This window comes from Enterococcus sp. DIV1224, assembly GCF_050555455.1.
GTDB lineage: Bacteria > Bacillota > Bacilli > Lactobacillales > Enterococcaceae > Enterococcus_B > Enterococcus_B lactis.
Genome location: NZ_CP187860.1, coordinates 1 through 17,443, shown reverse-complemented (window position 1 = coordinate 17,443; position 17,443 = coordinate 1). Strand labels below are relative to the sequence as shown.

General features: G+C 31.3%; 19 protein-coding genes and 3 pseudogenes. 8 read left to right on the top strand and 14 right to left on the bottom strand.

Features of this window, described 5'->3' with window-relative positions; all coding sequences use genetic code 11:
* Nucleotides 1–44 precede the first annotated feature (44 nt).
* Nucleotides 45–281, bottom strand: coding sequence for a helix-turn-helix domain-containing protein (locus IGK53_RS12830; protein ID WP_080001477.1), 237 nt, complete (start codon nucleotides 279–281; stop codon nucleotides 45–47).
* On the opposite strand from IGK53_RS12830, the gene IGK53_RS12825 reads away from it, so the two are divergent.
* Both IGK53_RS12825 and IGK53_RS12820 read left to right on the top strand, forming a co-directional pair.
* Nucleotides 244–747: a LexA family protein gene (locus tag IGK53_RS12825; protein ID WP_025477540.1), complete on the top strand. Its 504-nt coding sequence runs from the start codon at nucleotides 244–246 to the stop codon at nucleotides 745–747. The two genes, IGK53_RS12830 and IGK53_RS12825, sit on opposite strands and share 38 nt — an antisense overlap.
* 80 nt (nucleotides 748–827) lie before the next feature.
* A pseudogene (locus IGK53_RS12820) lies at nucleotides 828–1,133 on the top strand (DNA polymerase III subunit epsilon); the annotation flags it as partial.
* Between the two features lie 442 nt (nucleotides 1,134–1,575).
* On the opposite strand, the gene IGK53_RS12815 reads toward IGK53_RS12820, so the two are convergent.
* The 7 genes from IGK53_RS12815 to IGK53_RS12785 are packed head-to-tail and all read right to left on the bottom strand — an operon-like array spanning nucleotide 1,576 to nucleotide 7,236.
* On the bottom strand, nucleotides 1,576–2,775 hold the full coding sequence (locus IGK53_RS12815) for an ABC transporter permease (RefSeq protein ID WP_277904216.1): 1,200 nt from the start codon (nucleotides 2,773–2,775) through the stop codon (nucleotides 1,576–1,578).
* Entirely contained in the window at nucleotides 2,772–3,455 is a 684-nt protein-coding gene (locus IGK53_RS12810) for an ABC transporter ATP-binding protein (RefSeq protein WP_002293192.1), read from the bottom strand. Before IGK53_RS12810 ends, IGK53_RS12815 begins: the two co-directional genes overlap by 4 nt.
* A complete protein-coding gene (locus tag IGK53_RS12805; RefSeq protein ID WP_002293190.1) occupies nucleotides 3,452–4,669 on the bottom strand; it encodes an efflux RND transporter periplasmic adaptor subunit in 1,218 nt (405 codons plus the stop codon). Before IGK53_RS12805 ends, IGK53_RS12810 begins: the two co-directional genes overlap by 4 nt.
* Complete coding sequence (locus IGK53_RS12800) at nucleotides 4,662–5,159, bottom strand: hypothetical protein (RefSeq protein WP_002293189.1); 498 nt, start codon at nucleotides 5,157–5,159, stop codon at nucleotides 4,662–4,664. The genes IGK53_RS12805 and IGK53_RS12800 overlap by 8 nt, the downstream gene beginning before the upstream one ends.
* A 1-nt stretch (nucleotide 5,160) precedes the next feature.
* Nucleotides 5,161–6,546 (bottom strand): hypothetical protein, encoded by a 1,386-nt coding sequence (locus tag IGK53_RS12795; protein WP_002293188.1) that lies wholly within the window; start codon nucleotides 6,544–6,546, stop codon nucleotides 5,161–5,163.
* Nucleotides 6,543–6,974 carry a hypothetical protein gene (locus tag IGK53_RS12790; protein WP_002293187.1) on the bottom strand — a complete coding sequence of 144 codons (432 nt, stop codon included), beginning with the start codon at nucleotides 6,972–6,974 and terminating at the stop codon, nucleotides 6,543–6,545. The genes IGK53_RS12795 and IGK53_RS12790 overlap by 4 nt, the downstream gene beginning before the upstream one ends.
* Nucleotides 6,964–7,236 carry a hypothetical protein gene (locus IGK53_RS12785; protein ID WP_002293186.1) on the bottom strand — a complete coding sequence of 91 codons (273 nt, stop codon included), beginning with the start codon at nucleotides 7,234–7,236 and terminating at the stop codon, nucleotides 6,964–6,966. Before IGK53_RS12785 ends, IGK53_RS12790 begins: the two co-directional genes overlap by 11 nt.
* A 197-nt stretch (nucleotides 7,237–7,433) precedes the next feature.
* Between IGK53_RS12785 and IGK53_RS12780 the strand changes: the two genes are divergently transcribed.
* A protein-coding gene (locus tag IGK53_RS12780) for an IS3 family transposase (protein WP_086956687.1) occupies nucleotides 7,434–8,596 on the top strand; the annotation gives its coding sequence in 2 pieces (ribosomal slippage) (nucleotides 7,434–7,710 and nucleotides 7,710–8,596; 1,164 coding nt in all).
* On the opposite strand, the gene IGK53_RS12775 is transcribed toward IGK53_RS12780, so the two are convergent.
* Nucleotides 8,580–8,876, bottom strand: a complete 297-nt coding sequence (locus IGK53_RS12775; protein WP_430605049.1) for a hypothetical protein — start codon at nucleotides 8,874–8,876, stop codon at nucleotides 8,580–8,582. The genes IGK53_RS12780 and IGK53_RS12775 overlap by 17 nt on opposite strands.
* A gap of 507 nt (nucleotides 8,877–9,383) precedes the next feature.
* Between IGK53_RS12775 and IGK53_RS12770 the strand changes: the two genes are divergently transcribed.
* Together IGK53_RS12770 and IGK53_RS12765 are read left to right on the top strand one after the other, a co-directional pair.
* Nucleotides 9,384–9,518 (top strand): enterocin L50 family leaderless bacteriocin, encoded by a 135-nt coding sequence (locus IGK53_RS12770; RefSeq protein ID WP_002293184.1) that lies wholly within the window; start codon nucleotides 9,384–9,386, stop codon nucleotides 9,516–9,518.
* 19 nt (nucleotides 9,519–9,537) lie between these two features.
* The gene (locus tag IGK53_RS12765) at nucleotides 9,538–9,669 is read left to right on the top strand and encodes an enterocin L50 family leaderless bacteriocin (protein WP_002293183.1); all 132 of its coding nucleotides are present in this window, start codon (nucleotides 9,538–9,540) and stop codon (nucleotides 9,667–9,669) included.
* A 205-nt stretch (nucleotides 9,670–9,874) separates the two neighbouring features.
* Here the strand turns inward: IGK53_RS12765 and IGK53_RS12760 are convergent, their stop codons facing one another.
* The gene (locus IGK53_RS12760) at nucleotides 9,875–10,558 is read right to left on the bottom strand and encodes an IS6-like element IS1216 family transposase (protein WP_002329884.1); all 684 of its coding nucleotides are present in this window, start codon (nucleotides 10,556–10,558) and stop codon (nucleotides 9,875–9,877) included.
* A gap of 76 nt (nucleotides 10,559–10,634) precedes the next feature.
* On the opposite strand from IGK53_RS12760, the pseudogene IGK53_RS12755 reads away from it, so the two are divergent.
* Nucleotides 10,635–11,180, top strand: a pseudogene (locus IGK53_RS12755) (hypothetical protein); the annotation flags it as partial.
* 36 nt (nucleotides 11,181–11,216) lie between these two features.
* Here IGK53_RS12755 and IGK53_RS12750 read toward each other — a convergent pair.
* Both IGK53_RS12750 and IGK53_RS12745 read right to left on the bottom strand, forming a co-directional pair.
* Nucleotides 11,217–11,714, bottom strand: a complete 498-nt coding sequence (locus tag IGK53_RS12750) for a GNAT family N-acetyltransferase (protein ID WP_002295755.1) — start codon at nucleotides 11,712–11,714, stop codon at nucleotides 11,217–11,219.
* 55 nt (nucleotides 11,715–11,769) lie between these two features.
* A pseudogene (locus tag IGK53_RS12745) lies at nucleotides 11,770–12,609 on the bottom strand (IS982 family transposase); the annotation flags it as partial.
* 206 nt (nucleotides 12,610–12,815) lie between these two features.
* Between IGK53_RS12745 and IGK53_RS12740 the strand changes: the two are divergent.
* Complete coding sequence (locus IGK53_RS12740) at nucleotides 12,816–13,742, top strand: toll/interleukin-1 receptor domain-containing protein (protein ID WP_269399562.1); 927 nt, start codon at nucleotides 12,816–12,818, stop codon at nucleotides 13,740–13,742.
* Between the two features lie 142 nt (nucleotides 13,743–13,884).
* The gene (locus tag IGK53_RS12735; protein WP_002329843.1) at nucleotides 13,885–15,255 is read left to right on the top strand and encodes a YecA family protein; all 1,371 of its coding nucleotides are present in this window, start codon (nucleotides 13,885–13,887) and stop codon (nucleotides 15,253–15,255) included.
* Nucleotides 15,256–15,300: 45 nt separating this feature from the next.
* On the opposite strand, the gene IGK53_RS12730 is transcribed toward IGK53_RS12735, so the two are convergent.
* On the bottom strand, nucleotides 15,301–16,260 hold the full coding sequence (locus IGK53_RS12730) for an IS30-like element IS6770 family transposase (protein WP_430605048.1): 960 nt from the start codon (nucleotides 16,258–16,260) through the stop codon (nucleotides 15,301–15,303).
* Nucleotides 16,261–16,402: 142 nt separating this feature from the next.
* A complete protein-coding gene (locus IGK53_RS12725; protein WP_430605047.1) occupies nucleotides 16,403–17,443 on the bottom strand; it encodes a replication initiator protein A in 1,041 nt (346 codons plus the stop codon).

The window sequence follows — 17,443 nt, the reverse complement described above, 5'->3', positions numbered from 1 at the left end:
TTTTTCGTGGGCTTCGATTGCCAGAACGTCCTTTGAAACTTCGTTCAATTCATTACCTCATTTCTTTTATTATTTATGATACGGATTAAAGCGTACTCTTTGCCCAAAAAAAAATTGTTAATAGGAACTTGATACAGATTAGACAGCTCATTTAAAAGAGAAAATGGAATATCAGAACTATCTATTTCATATTTGGACAACGTTTGAAAATGCACATCAGCAGCTTTAGCGGCTTCTTTGCTAGTGAATCCAGCATTAACGCGCGCTGCCTTTAACGACATAGCAGATTATTTTGGCGTATTGAAGTCTACGATTGATCCGCGGTATGGCGAGATACCGAAAAATTTAATACCTGTTAAAAAATATAGACAGATTCCTGTTTTGGGAGAAATTGCTTGTGGAGATCCTATTTTAGCTGAAGAAAATATTGAAGAATATAGAGAAGAGATAGACGAAAACTTGCCCACTGGTGAAGTCTTTTATTTAAAAATCAGAGGTAATAGCATGGTTCCTACAATCCCTTCTGATAGTTACGTGTTGATTCGAAGACAACCAGTTGTGGAAGATGGAGAAATTGCACCAGTTATAGTAAACGGCGACTCTGAAGCGACTCTCAAAAGAGTTAAACATGTTAATGATGTTGTAATGCTAATGCCCGATAATAATGATTATCATCCTTATATCATTGATGAAAATAATCCAGCAAGAATTTTGGGTAAAGCGGCAAAAGTAAGTTTTGACCTATAAAAAATACCCCATTCGCAGTTGGAGCTGCGGCTAGGGTTCTCATTTCCGAGACTGTGTATATTATTATATCAGAGATGGGGATGAAAAATGAAAATATTGTACGAATATTATTACTTTCAATAGGCGCTTTTCTTGTATTTATAGGTTTATTTGGTGGAATCATAGCAAGTGGAGATTTTTTATCAGGTGGATTTTCTGTCGTGGTAGGAATTCTTTTCTTGAGTTTTTCTCATAAAATGAAAGAAATCATCAAAGAACAAACGATAGAAAAAAATGAAGATGCTACTATTCAAAACCTTGATAAAGAAAACGTTATCGAAAACAAAATAGATATTGATGATTTGATTAAAAAATCAGTAAATATAACCGATCCTACCCCTCCCTCGAATTGTATGATCAACTTATTCTACCATTTTATTAATTAATTTGAAAATCTAATAAAAACTCTCACTCTAAAAGAGTGAGAGACTGCAAATTAGAGTACGGACTTTTTTGGAGTTCCGTTCCTTAATATTAACAAATGAATAAAATCCTTACAACATTTGAGAATAACTTATCAGTAGACACTTACAAAATATTCTCATACTATTTCCTCCATCATTAGTTTTTGTCTATATAAGTTATACTCAAAATCCTAAATATTAGGGATAAAGAATTCTCCTATACAATCAAAAATTTCCTTTATTTCGAACTCCGGTCACCTAACTCTGTTGATCTCTTACAAGCCAAAGAATATCTCTATACTACAAAGAAACAATAGGGTGCCTGGTTGGTCTCTTTGTGTTTTATTTTAGAATCTAGAACGTAAATATTCTTGTCATTCTGATTTTATCTAAGAATATCAATTAAATCTTTTTTTGCAGCCTCTGAAGCGGGCATTACAGAAAAGACCAGTCCAATAACCGAAGATACCCCAACCGCTAGTAAAATAGTAAATAGATCAAGTGACACGTTTACCTTTATCAAAGAACCAACACTATAAGCAAGAGCCATTCCTAATAAATAGCCAATTAACCCTCCTGAAAGAGTTAAAATCAAACCTTCTAAAAGGAACTGCAGCATAATCGATTTTCGAGTAGCTCCTAGGGCTCTTCTTATACCGATCTCTTTTGTTCGTTCAGATACAGATATATACATCATGTTCATTACACCTACCCCTGCGATAAATAAAGATATACCTGCTACAGCTGTTATAAAATAAGTGATCGTACTGAGGATTTGACCAATTCCTTTCGTTAACATAGCCGTATCTAACACTTCATATTCCCCCAAATGTTTCAAACTACCTTTTTCTTTCAATTGGTTTATCACTTTAGAGGTCACCTTGTCAGGTTCAACTCCTTCCTCTAAAGTTAACGTTAGAGACGATGTATCCTTTTCAGACTTAAAATAATAGTGATACGTAGCTTTTGGAATTTCAATGTTTATATTTGATAAGGAAAACAAATTATCTTGTTCTTCTCCTGGAAAAACGCCCACAATCCTAAATAATTCTTGCTTGATTTCAATTCCTTTACCTAATGCTTGCTCAGATGTATCAAATAGCTCTTTGGCAGTAACTGAATCAATCGCTGCGACTTTATTTGACAATTCACTATCTTGACTTGTTAAATTTCGTCCTATAGAAACTTTTTCACCTTCAGAACCTATAAGTTTGATTTGTTTGTTTGTTTTTTTTCCCTTAATTATCAAATCTTTGTAGATTTGCTCTTCGTCTATTTTAGAATAGTCAACTTTTTTAACCCCTTCTACATTTCCTATTATAGATAAATCTGCGTCTTGAAAAAAATCTGTATTTGTATCATACAAAGAAGTATCATTAGGTGTAAAATTTAGTTGAATTTCTACGTTTTTAGAATCGCTCTTAGTAAGATTTTTTATAGTGTCCTTCTCAAAACCCCTTCCAATAGCTAAAATTGTTATAACAGAAGAGATTCCTATTATGATCCCTATCATAGTTAATATACTACGCTTACGATTATTTTTAATCGCTTGCCAAGCTGAACGAAAATTTACATAGACGTTCATTGTACCAACTCCTTATCTTCAATAATGGCACCATCTCTAATCTTAATTAGTCGGTGACAATAAGGAACGACTTCAGGGTTGTGCGTAACCATAATAAGAGTCACGTCATCTTCTTTATTTAAAGTAGCAAACAGCTGCATAATTGCCTCTGATGTATTCGTATCTAAAGCTCCTGTAGGCTCATCTGCTATAATAAATTTTGGTTTGTTAATAAGTGCTCTAGCGATAGCAACTCGCTGCTGTTGACCTCCTGATAACTGCTTTGGGTATTTATATTCTTTTCCTCTTAAGCCAACTCTTTCCAATACTGAAAATACTTTTTCTTTGGTTTGAAAGGGAGAGATTCCATTATAAAGAAGCGGTAATTCTACATTTTCATAGACTGTATTACTCTCAATTAAACTAAAATTTTGGAAAATAAAGCCTACTGTCTGATTCCTTATTCTAGATAGAATATCATCTGTTGTATTAATCAGAGACTTACCTTCAAACAAGTATTCTCCTTCAAATTTACGATCAATAAAGCCTAAAAGATTAATTAACGTTGACTTTCCAGATCCTGAAGGACCCATAATAGCAATCATTTCCCCCTTTTTGACGGATAAATGAATATCTTTTAATACATGAAGAGATTCCTCTTCGTTGGTATAATATTTATTTACGTTATTAAGCTCAATCATTGTTTCACCGTCACTTCTTGTCCATCTTTCAAGCGTACACCAGGATTTTCGATGATTGAATCATTCTCTTTAAGCCCTGTCTTTACTAAGTATTTTCCATTTTCTTCCTTTACTTCTACTTTTTGTTTAATAGCTTTTCTATCTCTATAAATAAAAACAAATACTTCATTGTTTTCTTTAATCGTATTCTTTTTAGCTAATTCTAAATGATTCGTTGGCACATTTATTTGGACGTTATAACCATAATGAATAGGTTCTTTAGGGCTGACCATGAACGTGAAGGTGGAAACTGTATTATTTTTATCTGAGGATATATTAGTTTGTGTACTTACTTCCATATCTTCAGGTAATGCATTAACATCAGTGATTGTTCCTTCTATTGATTTTTCTTCATTGAGCAGATTAATATTTACTACTTGCCCTACTTTTACTTTATTATAGTCATATTCCGTAACGGTTCCTTTTATAACTTTATCTGGACTAACAATAGTTGCATACGGTACTGCTGCGTCTGTCTTGCCTTTATCGTTAATATAGACAATTCCTTTAATTGGTGCGGTTACCGTATTTGTAATTTTCTTTTTTGTTTGTTCAATAGTATTATTTACACTTGATAGATCAACATTCGCTTCATCTAGTACCTGTTTTGCTTGTGAGACTGCATCTTTTTGTGCATCTAAGGCTTGTTGTGCAGCTTCTATTTTATTCTCATCTTCAGCTTTCTCCGCTTTTTTCATTTCTTCATCTATTTTTTTATTTGTAATTGCAGCATGTTCATTTTTAGCAGCAGTTAAGCGAGTTTCTAATTCTTGTTGTTTTTGTGTTGCATTTTCAAGATTTATTTGAGCATTTGTAACAGCCAAATTCAACTTTTCTAGCGATTGCGTTTGTTCTTCCGCTTGATCCTCAATAGTTGTATTTTGATAAGTAGCAATTACGTCATTTTCATTGATCTCTTGACCATTTTTAACGGAAATAGCACTGATTTTGCCGAGCGTCTGATCTAAATTTAAGTAACTAGTATTTTTGGGTTGAACAATCCCTTTTAAAACTAAGGGTTCACTCTTTTTTACTTTAACTAGTTTATAAGAATCTTCTTCCACAATAGGGTTACTCAATTTGTAAATAACAGCACCCCCAATTAATAAAAAGCTGATTACTCCACCCATAATACTCAAATAAATTTGTTGTCGTTTAGTCATTTTTTTAGTCATTCTCTTCTCCTAGATCTAGTTTAAAAATACCAATTAAGACCATTACGACCGGTATCTTTAACAAAAATATAAAAAATATCGTAAATAATAGCATACCTAGGTTAAACGAAGAAACGCCTGTATTACTATCTAGGTTGTTAGTGGTTAATACAGTAAATAAAACGACAATAACGGTCCATACTAGATTTAAAAAGTAAGGATATTTTTTTATAATCTTTTTATTCTTTAAATTTTTATTAGCATAAAAAAACATTATAAAAAAAGCAATAGCCATCAACAAATTCAAAAGTGTAAATATTTTAATTGGCGCACTATTTAATTGATTAAAAATTTTAATTCCCTCGTCACCTAATTTTTGATAAGCAGCTTTATCTGGATTAAGTGATACTGGTAGATCAAAAATAGATAATACTATTTCAACAGCACATAATATTAATGCTATAAAATTCCATCTCTTTATTTTTTTAATTTTTACGTTGTAGTTTTCCATGCTATCCTCCTACTGAATGGCTGTTATTTACATTTTTTTCTTCAATACTTAACTCACTAAAAACATTCAATACTTGTGTCTTAGTGATCCCACGTAATACATATTTTTTTGAAGGTAAATTATTGGAGTTTAGTATAAGTTTGTACTTTTTAAACATACATATATTAGAATACTTAATAGTTTCTATTCCATTTGATAAAATCAATACTTTTCGATTAAAAAATACGCCAGGAATAACTAAGCACACACCTCGTTTTTCTTTAACTTGAATAGAAATAAAAAAACTATCAGAATATTTCTTACATATAGTGACTAACAGTAAAAAAATGTAGTACCTATAACCATGTAAGTACCCAAAATATACAATCCCTAAGAAAAAAAATATATATAAGATATTGAGGCACAAGAAACAAAGACTATACTTAGAAGATTGTTTCTCCAATATAGTCTCGAATTTTTTTAGTTGTAAATTTTCTTGAATTATATTTTTAAAAATATCGTATTTAATATATGGGAACAGCATATTTTTAAATTCATTTTTAGAACTATCATTTTTGGTAGTCAAACAGTATATGTTAAATATTTTCAAATATCGCATAAATACATTCTGGTACATAATCATGGTATTAATGTTATCAATATCAAGTTCTTTACTACTATAATCCAATATTCCATTTTTTTTATACAAATACTTGTTAGTGCTTTCCACTGAATAATTGCCATATCTTAATATCTGCACTAAAATAATTATAATGAACGCACCAAGTGTTAACGCAACTATTAAATAGGTATTCATTGTTACATCTTTATAGGAAATATTCAGATAACTAAAGTTATCTATAAAATCCAATGAAGATAAGACGACAAAAATTATATTTGCTGAAAAAAAAGACATTATTACTATGTCTTTTTTCATAGGTTTAAATATTAAATCAATCTTCTCCTCTTCTTTGTCCGTTACACCTACTTCAAAAAAAGAATTAAAGATCCATTTTTCAGTTTTATTTATACATCTAATAACTATTTTTTTATCTTCTTCTTCTTTTAAATTCAAAATGACTTTATATTTATTTAAAGCTTTATATAAAAACGACTGAGTAAATTCAATACTGTCGACATACTTTAAGTCTTGTTTATCTATTTTTAAAATGCTTTTATTAAAAATACCTTTTTCTAAAATAAAGTAAGTTTCAAAAAATCCATATCTAACACTAAAATACTCGGTTATTTTTTGGAATATTACATATACAAGGTAAAGAAGATACATAAAAAAAAGAAAAGTTAAGTTTTTATTTATTAGAAAAATAGAAAACGGAATAGATATAATTAAACTTCTAGCTATAGAAATAGTATTTATTAAAAAAATACATTTATTTAACTTTTTCATCTAATAACCTCTTCTTTTATTTTTCTAACATCATGTAAATTTACTCCTAGCAACTTATAATCCTTTACAATTGTTTTTAGCTCAACTTTTTTCCAATATTTTTTAAAAAACATATAGTCAGTCTCAATCACTGTATATACTTTAACTTTTGGAATTACAGTTATCTTTCTTATAATAAATCCTTCAAAAATGTATATATTCTTATAATCTATTTTAATTGAATATTTCTTTACATACATATACTCGTAAAAGATATCAAAAGGGATCAAGGTAACAACTAAGAGCAAGACAATCAAAAAAAATTTTTGATTCACAAAAATTTGGATCAAACCTGCAATGCCTATAACTAAGATTGACCCGATTACATTTTTAACTATTGAAAATAATAAATAATTATGATGCATCATAAATTCAAATTCATTTTTCATTGAAAAATTTCTCTTTTAAATGCTTATTTTGCTTCTCGTTCTTTATTCTGTCCCACTGACTTAATCCTGCCATATAATAAATAAAGAATCCTAACATCAACCCCATAACTATTAATAAACTTAGTTTTTCTCTAAAAACATATAAACTTAATGCAACAAAAATACCGGGAATTAAAAACAATAAATGCTTATTATTTAATTTAGGCATTAACCATGTTTGTACTGCCAATAGCCCTAATAATACAATTACTTCTACACTCATCTATAACGCCTCCTTATGCTTTTTATAAATCAAGCTAGCGATCTCTGGAAATAAAATATCTTCAGAAACAAGAATATCTAAATACACTTTTAATGCATCCTCTGTATATCTATCTTTTCCTATGGATAGGCTACAATTAACTAGACAGAAAAATTAAGGTGTGTAGACTAGAAGAAAACATACCAGGAGGAATTTTTATGTCTAAGAGAACACGAAGAACTTTTTCACAAGAATTCAAGCAACAAATCGTCAATCTTTACTTAGCTGGAAAGCCACGTGTAGAAATCATTCGAGAATATGAACTAACGGCTTCAGCATTTGACAAATGGGTAAAGCAATCTAAAACGAGTGGTTCATTCAAAGAAAAAGATAATCTTACGCCTGAACAAAAAGAATTGTTAGAACTACGTAAAAGAAACCAGCAATTAGAAATGGAAAATGATATTTTAAAGCAAGCAGCGCTGATATTCGGACGAAGAGACAAGTAATCGATGCGAATAAGCATCTTTACCCTATATCAGCGATGTGCAGAATATTAGGTCTATCACGTCAGTCCTATTATTATCAATCAAAACCAAAGAAAGACGAATCAGAACTTGAAGAAGTAGTCGCTGAAGAATTTATCCGCAGCCGAAAGGCCTACGGCTCAAGAAAAATAAAAAAAGCCTTATCAAAACGAGGCATTCAGATCAGCCGACGAAAAATTAGTAGAATCATGAAAAATAGAGGATTAAAATCGAGCTATACTGTTGCTTATTTTAAAGTACATCATTCTACTTGCAATGAAGCCAAAACGACAAACGTATTGAATCGTAAATTCTTAAGAGACAACCCATTAGAAGCGATCGTAACAGACTTGACTTATGTACGAGTCGGGAAAAAATGGAATTATGTCTGTTTCATTTTGGATCTGTTCAATCGAGAAATTCTCGGCTATTCTTGTGGAGAACATAAAGATGCCGTTCTAGTAAAAAAAGCATTTAGCCGTATCAAACAACCTCTGACAGAGGTTGAGATTTTTCATACTGATCGTGGAAAAGAGTTTGATAACCAAGCTATTGATGAATTATTAACAACTTTTGACATCAATCGATCATTGAGTCATAAAGGCTGTCCTTTTGATAATGCCGTAGCTGAATCAACTTATAAGTCGTTGAAAGTAGAATTTGTCTATCAATACACATTTGAAACCTTACAACAATTGGATTTGGAGTTATTTGACTATGTCAATTGGTGGAACCACCTTCGGTTGCACGGTACACTTGGCTACGAGACACCGGTTGGTTACCGTAACCAGAGATTGGCGCAGCGAATCCTTGATAATGAGCTCGGATGTGCTAACGCTAGCGAGGCAGTCTAACTTTAACTGTTAGCTCCTGCCGAAGATCGTCACATCCGAGGAGGCTCATTGTCAAGGACAATCGGAATAGCATACGGAAAGAAGTTCTGCACCTTATAAAATTTGTCAAAAAAACTGTTGCCATTCCACCTATTTTTTCATTAATACATTGTAGTTTCTTTTTTACTTTTGAATATGAATATCCTTTTTTACACATTCTTGATATATTACCTTCAGATAATAAAAAATCAATCATAAAATTTTGATCTTCTAAACTAAAATTAGAGAAATAATTTTCCATTTTTACCTCCTATAATAGACCCCCTACAGTCTCCCTTCCTTTCTGTTTTTAAGACACCCTATACCATTACATCAAACGACATTAAAGTATAAATAAAAAAATTCCTGCTAAATTGACTATATCATACAAAATAACTGAGTTTATTTTTGACTAATAAAAGCTTCTTTTGGACTCATAACCGTTAAAAAATATTGATATTTGGATAAATCATATTTGTAGAAGCTCTTAAACAAAAGAAAGAATCAAAATAGTAGAATGATTTTATATAATATAGGCTTGATATAGTTACATTTCATCAAATATTTTAATGTCAACTAATATTAAATGTTAAAATTTTTACTTATTTTAAAAAATTTTTCTTCTAAGAGAAAAAAATTTAATTGTGGAAAGCTAGTATTTGCAACAATACATCTTCTATGCATAAATATATATTTTGTCAAATATTTTTTTTGTTTTTGTGTGATATACAATTATTATGAACAAAAAAATGATTGGAGGAGTTATATTATGGGAGCAATCGCAAAATTAGTAGCAAAGTTTGGGTGGCCTATTGTTAAAAAGTATTACAAACAAATTATGCAGTTTATTGGAGAAGGATGGGCAATTAACAAAATCATTGAGTGGATTAAAAAACATATTTAAAATAAGGATGTGTTAGTATATGGGAGCAATCGCAAAACTAGTGACAAAGTTTGGGTGGCCACTAATCAAAAAATTCTACAAACAAATCATGCAATTTATTGGACAAGGATGGACAATAGATCAAATTGAAAAATGGCTAAAAAGACATTAATGTTTAAACTAAACTAAATTTTGAAAAAAGACTATAAAGTTATAAGGATATCCTTGTATTCTTTGTAGTTTTTTGTTGTGTAAACATTCGGCTTAACGCTAGATAATAATTACTATTTTATTTTTTTGAGGATAACCCTATATCAGTATACGGTTCTGTTGCAAAGTTTTAAATAAAGAATAAAATCCCTTACGGTATCTATGATTTAAGCTGGGATTCCCAATAATACCTTGATTTCAGTACAGACCGAAAACCCGAAGAGAGTGCCTTCTTTTCGGGTTTTCTTATATAATCCTCGAATGGCTTCCATGCCTTTAATCGTGGTAGAGGCGGTGCGTAAACTTCGATAGAATTTATTGCGTCTCTTTACTGGACGATGGTCTTGTTCAATCAAATTATTCAGGTATTTAATGGTACGATGTTCTGTCCCTTGATAAAAGCCGCCGTATTCTTTTAGTTTCTTAAAGGCACTTGTAATAGAGGGGGCTTTATCTGTGACTACAACCTTCGGTTCATCAAACTGCTTCACTAACCGCTTAAGAAAAGCATACGCTGCTTGTGTGTCCCGTTTTTTACGTAACCAAATATCCAAGGTTAAACCATCTGCATCGATGGCTCGATACAAATAATGCCATTTTCCTTTAATTTTGATGTACGTTTCATCCATTTTCCATGAATAAAAGGATTTTTTATTTTTCTTTTTCCAAATTTGATAGAGTAGTTTGCCATATTCTTGCACCCAACGATAAATCGTCGTATGAGAAACGTTAATGCCACGATCATATAAGATTTCTTGAACTTCACGATAGCTAAGGTTATAACGAAGATAGTAGCCCACGGCTACAATAATCACATCCTGCTGAAATTGCTTTCCTTTAAAATGATTCATCGTCATTCCTCCTGCTATCTTTTTCTATTATTCTACCTTATTTGATAGTAGATTTAAAACTTTGCAACAGAACCGTTACATCGCTTCTGAAAAGGATCGGATCATCGACTATTTAGCCGATAAAGATTACGATTTAAAATTACTCAGTGTGCATCATAATGGTCAATTTGATTATTTAGATGACGAAGTCAAAGATATGGATCCTGCTATTGTGATTCCTCAGTATTTTGCACAACTTTCAGAAGCACTAGTTGTTATAGAAGCAGATGTCTTTGCTCATTTTGACTATGGTTTTCGGGTATTTGGTCTATCCGTTGCTGAATTTAAACAATATGAAGCGTAGTTTTTACCGATTCTAGATCAAGTAATCAAAAATAAATTGGCATTCGAATTAAATGCTAAGAGCGCTTACTTGTATGACAATTTAGCGTTATATGAATATGTCATCGATTTATATCTTTCACGTGGTGGTACCTTGTTTAGTGTTGGATCAGATGGGCATTACCTTGAACATTTCCGTTTCCATTTCGATGATCTTTTTGCTCTGTTAAAAGCAAAAGGTGTGACGGAATTAGCGATTTATCAAAAAGGAAAGCGAATTATGGTTCCATTACCAGTCTAAAAAAACGTCCTCAGCATCAAAAGTGAGGACGTTTTTTTAGATTTCTTTTTCTAAAATCGGACAAATACGATCTTGTTTTCCTAAAGGAAAATGTTTGATCCCGATTTTTTTAAATCCATGACGTTCATAAAAACGAATACCTGCATGATTTTTTTCATAAACAGTCAAACGTAAATAACGTTTTTGTTTCGTTTTAGCATAACGATTCGCTTCATCGAGTAACCGTTGCCCTAACCCTTTGTTTTGATAATCTTTGAGCAGATAGAGCCGTTGAATCTCTATAGCATCTTTTTCATCATTGACTTTCATATAACCAATGAGTATTTGATGATCCTTAATACCAATAAATTTACTGGTTGACTGTGCCAATTCTACTGCCAATATTTCAGTTGTCAATTGTGTCTGTAAATATCCTTGCATATCAAGTGGATCTGCGCCATCGATAAACGATTCATAAAAACTGACAACACTTACAACTTGTAAAGCATCTAGATCATCATAATCTAAATACGCTAGTGTGATTTGATTGTTCATCTAACTCCTCCTTTTGACATAGTATACTATAAATCACCCGTGGTGCTAGTTAATTTTAATATCCTAAAGAATATCTCAAAGTTCCTTCAAAACGTCGTTGTGCTCGACTTAATAGAACACTGTAAGCCAGTAATATGCTTTCAAATCTACTCTCTAGCCCTTTAACAGAACGTGAGTTGAAATTTTGACAACCTAATTTTTCTAAGGAAGAAAAAACAGTCTCAACTGTTTTTCTTTGTTTTCCAAGTAAGCTGTGGTCTAGTTTTTCTGATTTATCCATGTTTTTACGTGGCAGAACGGATATAGTAATGCCCTTAAGGGCAAGCTTTTCATGGATTTTATGGCTAATATATCCTTTGTCCCCTAGGATATTGGGAAGATTCACTTCTTCCGATAAAGTCTCTAACACTTTCACGTCATGGACACCTGGATTCGTGATTGAGTAAGTAATAGGAAAGCCAGTCTTAGTAACGATCATATGAATTTTAAGACCATAAAAATAAGATTTTTTTGTTGAGTTATAGCCAACTTTGGCTATTTGATTTAATAGTTTTGCTTGTCTATTTCTAACTGGTTTACATAATGGACTAGGAAAACTATCTATAATTCCGACTAGTTCACCTTTGGTGAGCTTCTTGATGAAAAAGTATCGAATAATCTTGATAGTGTAAGCTAAGTTTGAACTTAAGCGAGTGAATCGACTCCTACTAGGAAAATCACCATTAGGAAATAAGACGGAACAAACCGCTCTATACGTGGCTCTTTGGCTAGTATAGCCATTAATTATGCCCCATACAACACAAGCAATAATCACTGTATCGCGTTGCTTCAGTTTATCAGTATTTCTTCGGTTTTTAATCTTATCTGGTACACAATTGTGGTATATGCCATTTATCTAGAAAAATGACAGAAATTTTAAGAGGTCAACAACGTTAGGTAATTGAATTTTAAAATAATGCAATAAAAGAAAAATAAACTGATACGATAGGAAGTGGTCAATTTATAATGAATTGTGTATCAAACAAGTTTTAATGAAGTCAAATAGGATTAGGTGATATAATAATTTTATATAGATAAGGGGAAGGAATTAGTGAGAATAGTATGACAAGAAAAAATCCAAAAGTGTTTATATCATACTCATGGGAAAGTGATGAAAATAAAGAATGGGCTAAGGAACTAGCAGACAAATTACTTGAAAATGGGATTGAAGCGTATATAGATCAGTATGATTTACATTTAGGTGATAGACTACCTTATTTTATGGAACAGCAAATAATTGATTCAGATTTTGTTTTAATTATATGTACAAAAGTTTATAAAGAAAAAGCAGATAATCGTATAAGTGGAGTTGGATATGAAGGGCATATTATTTCAGCAGAATTACTTTCTGGTAATAATGAACGAAAATTTATTCCAATAATTAAAGAAGGAAATCCAAAAGAAGTTTTACCAACTTTCCTTGATGGTAAACTTGGAATTGATTTAGCAGATGAGCGACATTACAGTGAAAATTTTAATGATTTAATTACAACAATATTTGGTGTTAAGAGGAAGCCAGAAGTAGGTTTTATACCTAAAAGTATTAAAAAAAGTCCGCTGCTACCTATAGAACAGAACAAAAATAAAGATGTCAAAATATTAGGAATCATTACTGATAAAGTAACTGTACCTAAAATGGATGGATCTAGAGGTTCTGCATTATATAAAATTCCATTCCGATTAAATAGAATTCCCAGTCCGTTATGGAAAGAGCTATTTGTTAGAAATTGGAATTCACCACCACGATTTACTACAATGCACAGACCAGGAATTGCTTCTGTAGAGGGAGATGAAATCTTGTTGAATGGAACGACTATTGAAGAAGTTCGAGATTATCATCGTGAAACTTTGAATCTTTGTATCGAGAAAAGTAATATAGACGAAAAAAATTTTTTGATACAGGAGGAACAGAGACGAAAAAGAGAAAATGAACGAATTAGGGAACATGAAGAAAGCATTCAGAAATTAGCCGATGAATTGGAATTTTAGCTAATTAAAAAGGCAATTATAATTCTATAACCGAGGTCATTAAAAGAGTATTATTATTATGGAATGATATTGATTAAAATAATATTTTAACTAGTGAATAGTTTTTTATTGGACACACAGTTTGTAAGGAGTGTATTTGTAAGTGGTTGGTAATGAATTTATTAAATGTAATATGTGTGATACTACTATTAATCTTAGAATGCAACTGGGGTACTTTGATATTCCATTTCATTTGAATTGTCCAAAGTGTAAAACTTCTATTGAGGGTAAAATACTACTTGAAAATGTTGAACACTATGAAGTTAGGGTCAATAATGCCTATTTGGTAAACGAATACGATTCTAACTTTTATTCTGTAGAATTATCCGCCGAGTTTCCAACGAGGAAAATAAAGAAAAAAAATATGGAAGCAAATTTTTATGAAATATCACCTTATATGAGATCACTCCAATGGTATCACAATGCCAAAGAACCTCAACAAATTATGGGAAATACAATGTTTTTTGCTAGATATTATAAAACCAATTGGTATGAACTAAAATCATATTTCGAGCTTTTTTGGAATGGTCAAAATCATATTTTATATAAAAAAATAAAAAAAGAACTGCCTAGATATCCTTACTTAGGTGTTAAAAACGTAGTTAATAACCTGGACGCTTGTGTTTGCCTACACCAATTGTTAATTACAACTACAGGAATTAGTAATATCTTAGACAAAGATTCTTTACAAAAATACATTGAGATAGGACACACTATTCTAAGCGATAAAGATAATATATTAGCATATGAAGAATTTATAGAAAAAGTAGAAAAAAATTTTACTGTCGCAGAAAAAAAGGCTTTTAATCTAATAGAGTCCTTTGCCAAAATATATGAACAATTAATTCCTGTTATAATACTAAAGCAAGCTAATACTCTTGGTAGAGTTGACAAGGAAGAATATGGCATAATGACTGCTGATTTTGAAGAATTAACTTCATTTTATGCAAAAAGTTATGAATGGATACTTGAAAATTTAGATTTTGTCATAGGATTAAACAATATAGCTGTAAGAGGTAATTATAATGTGTTTAGAAAAGAAAACAAAACATATGAAGACTATCTTAAACTTTTCAAGGGAAATAAATTAGGCTGGATGAATAAAGAGGAACCATTTAGTATACCTATACAGAGTTTAGATTCCAAAAAAAGGAATGCTATCCAGCATTTTGATAGTGAAATTAACTATGTTACACAAGAAATAGTATTTAAAGATAGAGATAATATACAAAGTATGTATCTCATTGAGTTTGCTTCGCTTTGTATTGATAATTTTGAATTAATATTTTATATACTAGAGTTGGTGTATAACTTAAGAAAAATCCACTATATAAAACAAAACTTTGTGCCGCATTTTAAGGAAGTTTCATTGTCTAAGCCTCCACGAAAGAACCCAAAGCCAGAAAAGGTAGGAAGAAATTCTCCTTGTCCATGTGGTAGCGGAAAAAAATATAAGAAGTGTTGTTTGAAATAAACTCATCATTTTAACTAATAATTTCCTTTTTTATTCTATGATTTGTCAAATTAAGCTAGAATAAAATGCTTCTTGTACATAGCTCAAAAATATTTCGATTGGTGTTCTGTAATTCAATGATTTTCTTGGAATATGATTACGTTGATTGCTGACACTGGAAATAAATGTCTGATTCACTTCTCTAAAATCCATTGATTTCGGCAGTCCATTACGACGCAGAATCCCGTTAGAATTCTCGTTTAATGGGCGTTGAGAAGGTGTTCCAGGGTCCGCAAAATATATATCAATATCATGTTGGTTACTAATGGCTTTCCAGTTAGAAAATTCTTTTCCACAGTCAAACGTAATAGATTTAAAGAAGTTTTTAGGGAAGCGAGAAAACCATTGATTAAGGGCAGTTTCAATATCTAATGCCTTAGGGCCGTTGGGTTTAATCGTGATAATGACTTTAGATAATCTTTCAACTAAAGTAATGACGGCACTTTTATGATGAATGCCAACGATCGTATCACCTTCAAGGTGACCAAACTCAGAATTGAAATCAGGATAATTATCAGGTCGATCATGGATTGAGCGCTGATACTGTTGTTTTCCCCGTTTTTCCTGATGGCCATTGGGTTTTCTTTTACCTTTCATCGGTAGTGTGTCAATATCAAATATTCCTTTATAAAATAAACGATAAAGTGTTCTCATACCGCATGAAACAAGCCTTTCTTTTCGCCCGATAATGACGTCAGGCGTCCAACCAAGAGTGACTTTCTCTTTAATGTAATCTACTTCATGAGCAGGTAATTGAATGACTTTTCTACCACATTTTTTCTTATTTTCTTTATACTGGTGCCAATAATCAAGAGCAGTCTTGCCTTGCTTGAACTTATTGACTACATTATAAATAGTTTGTATAGCACGTCCCATTCGGTTAGCGATTTCAACCGGCTTATTATGTTGAAGATAATATGATTCTATCATTGTCAGTTCGTCTATGGTAAGATGTTTGTAGGTCATTTATGGTTACACTCCTTTGTTTTCTTTCGTCGGAAATACAATTTGAGTGTACCATAAATGCCTTTTTATTTTTCTAACTTAATTTTACAATTCGCGTTTTAATGCTACTCCATGAAGCAACAATCAATTTGTCAGTAAAATTTCACTCTAACCAGTCTTTCGTAATAGTTTTTGGGAAGCTTTCAGAATTCAAACGTTTTTCACTTGATACTTTAGCAGCTATTGGTTTTTCGATAAACCAATTTTTTACATAGACAAAAATCAGGTTCTGGATATTTTCAACTTTTTCGGTTTTTAATTTTTGATAGGCTTTTAGCAGTGTCGAGTATAATTCCTGTTCTGCATTGACATAATAACTATCGAGTTCTTCAAAAATTATTGAAATACCACTTTCTGTTTCGGCTTTTTTCTTTGCATTATGAATAGTCTGGACAGTTTTTTGAGCTTCACTGTAACTTGAAGAAAATGTTTTTATTAAATTTAATACTCGTTCAGGGACAAATGTAGCAATGCTGTCGTTTGTCATGATTGTCTCAAAATTGTCTAACAACAATTGATCTTGTAGGCGGTCTTTTTCAGTGTCTATATTGTGTCTATTAGTGTCTAATATATTATTATTAAGTTCTGGTATGATTTTCATACCCTCTGATTTATCAACGTTTTGGCACGGTATGATTTTCATACCCTTTTGAGCCCCAAGGGATTCAGCGTCTGATTTTTCGTCGGGGGTGGGTATGATTTTCATACCCTCTGATTTATCAACGTTTTCCCTATTTTCTCTATCAAATTTTTCGAGTAAATAGATATCATTTTCTGAGACTTTTAATTCTGCTAGATATAGTCTATTAGGATTATTTTTCCCTAACTGTTTGTTAAATCCCATCTGCTTTTGTAATAATAAACCAAAGGATTCCAACTCTTTTTTGATTGCTATTGCTTTTTGTTTTTGGCAGTTTAATACGCTGCATAATTCATTTGTCGTATAAGTAAAATAAACATTACCTTCTTCATCGATTTGCCGTTTACTGATTGCAATCTCTAATCTTGCTTTTAAAAGCATATAGGCAATCTTAGTTGAATCTTTCATTTTTTTGTATTCGTCAGAAACAATAAAGACTTTTGGAAATTGATAAAATAATTCGTTGTAAACTCTATCCGCCTTAAAAAAATTAAAATCAGCCAT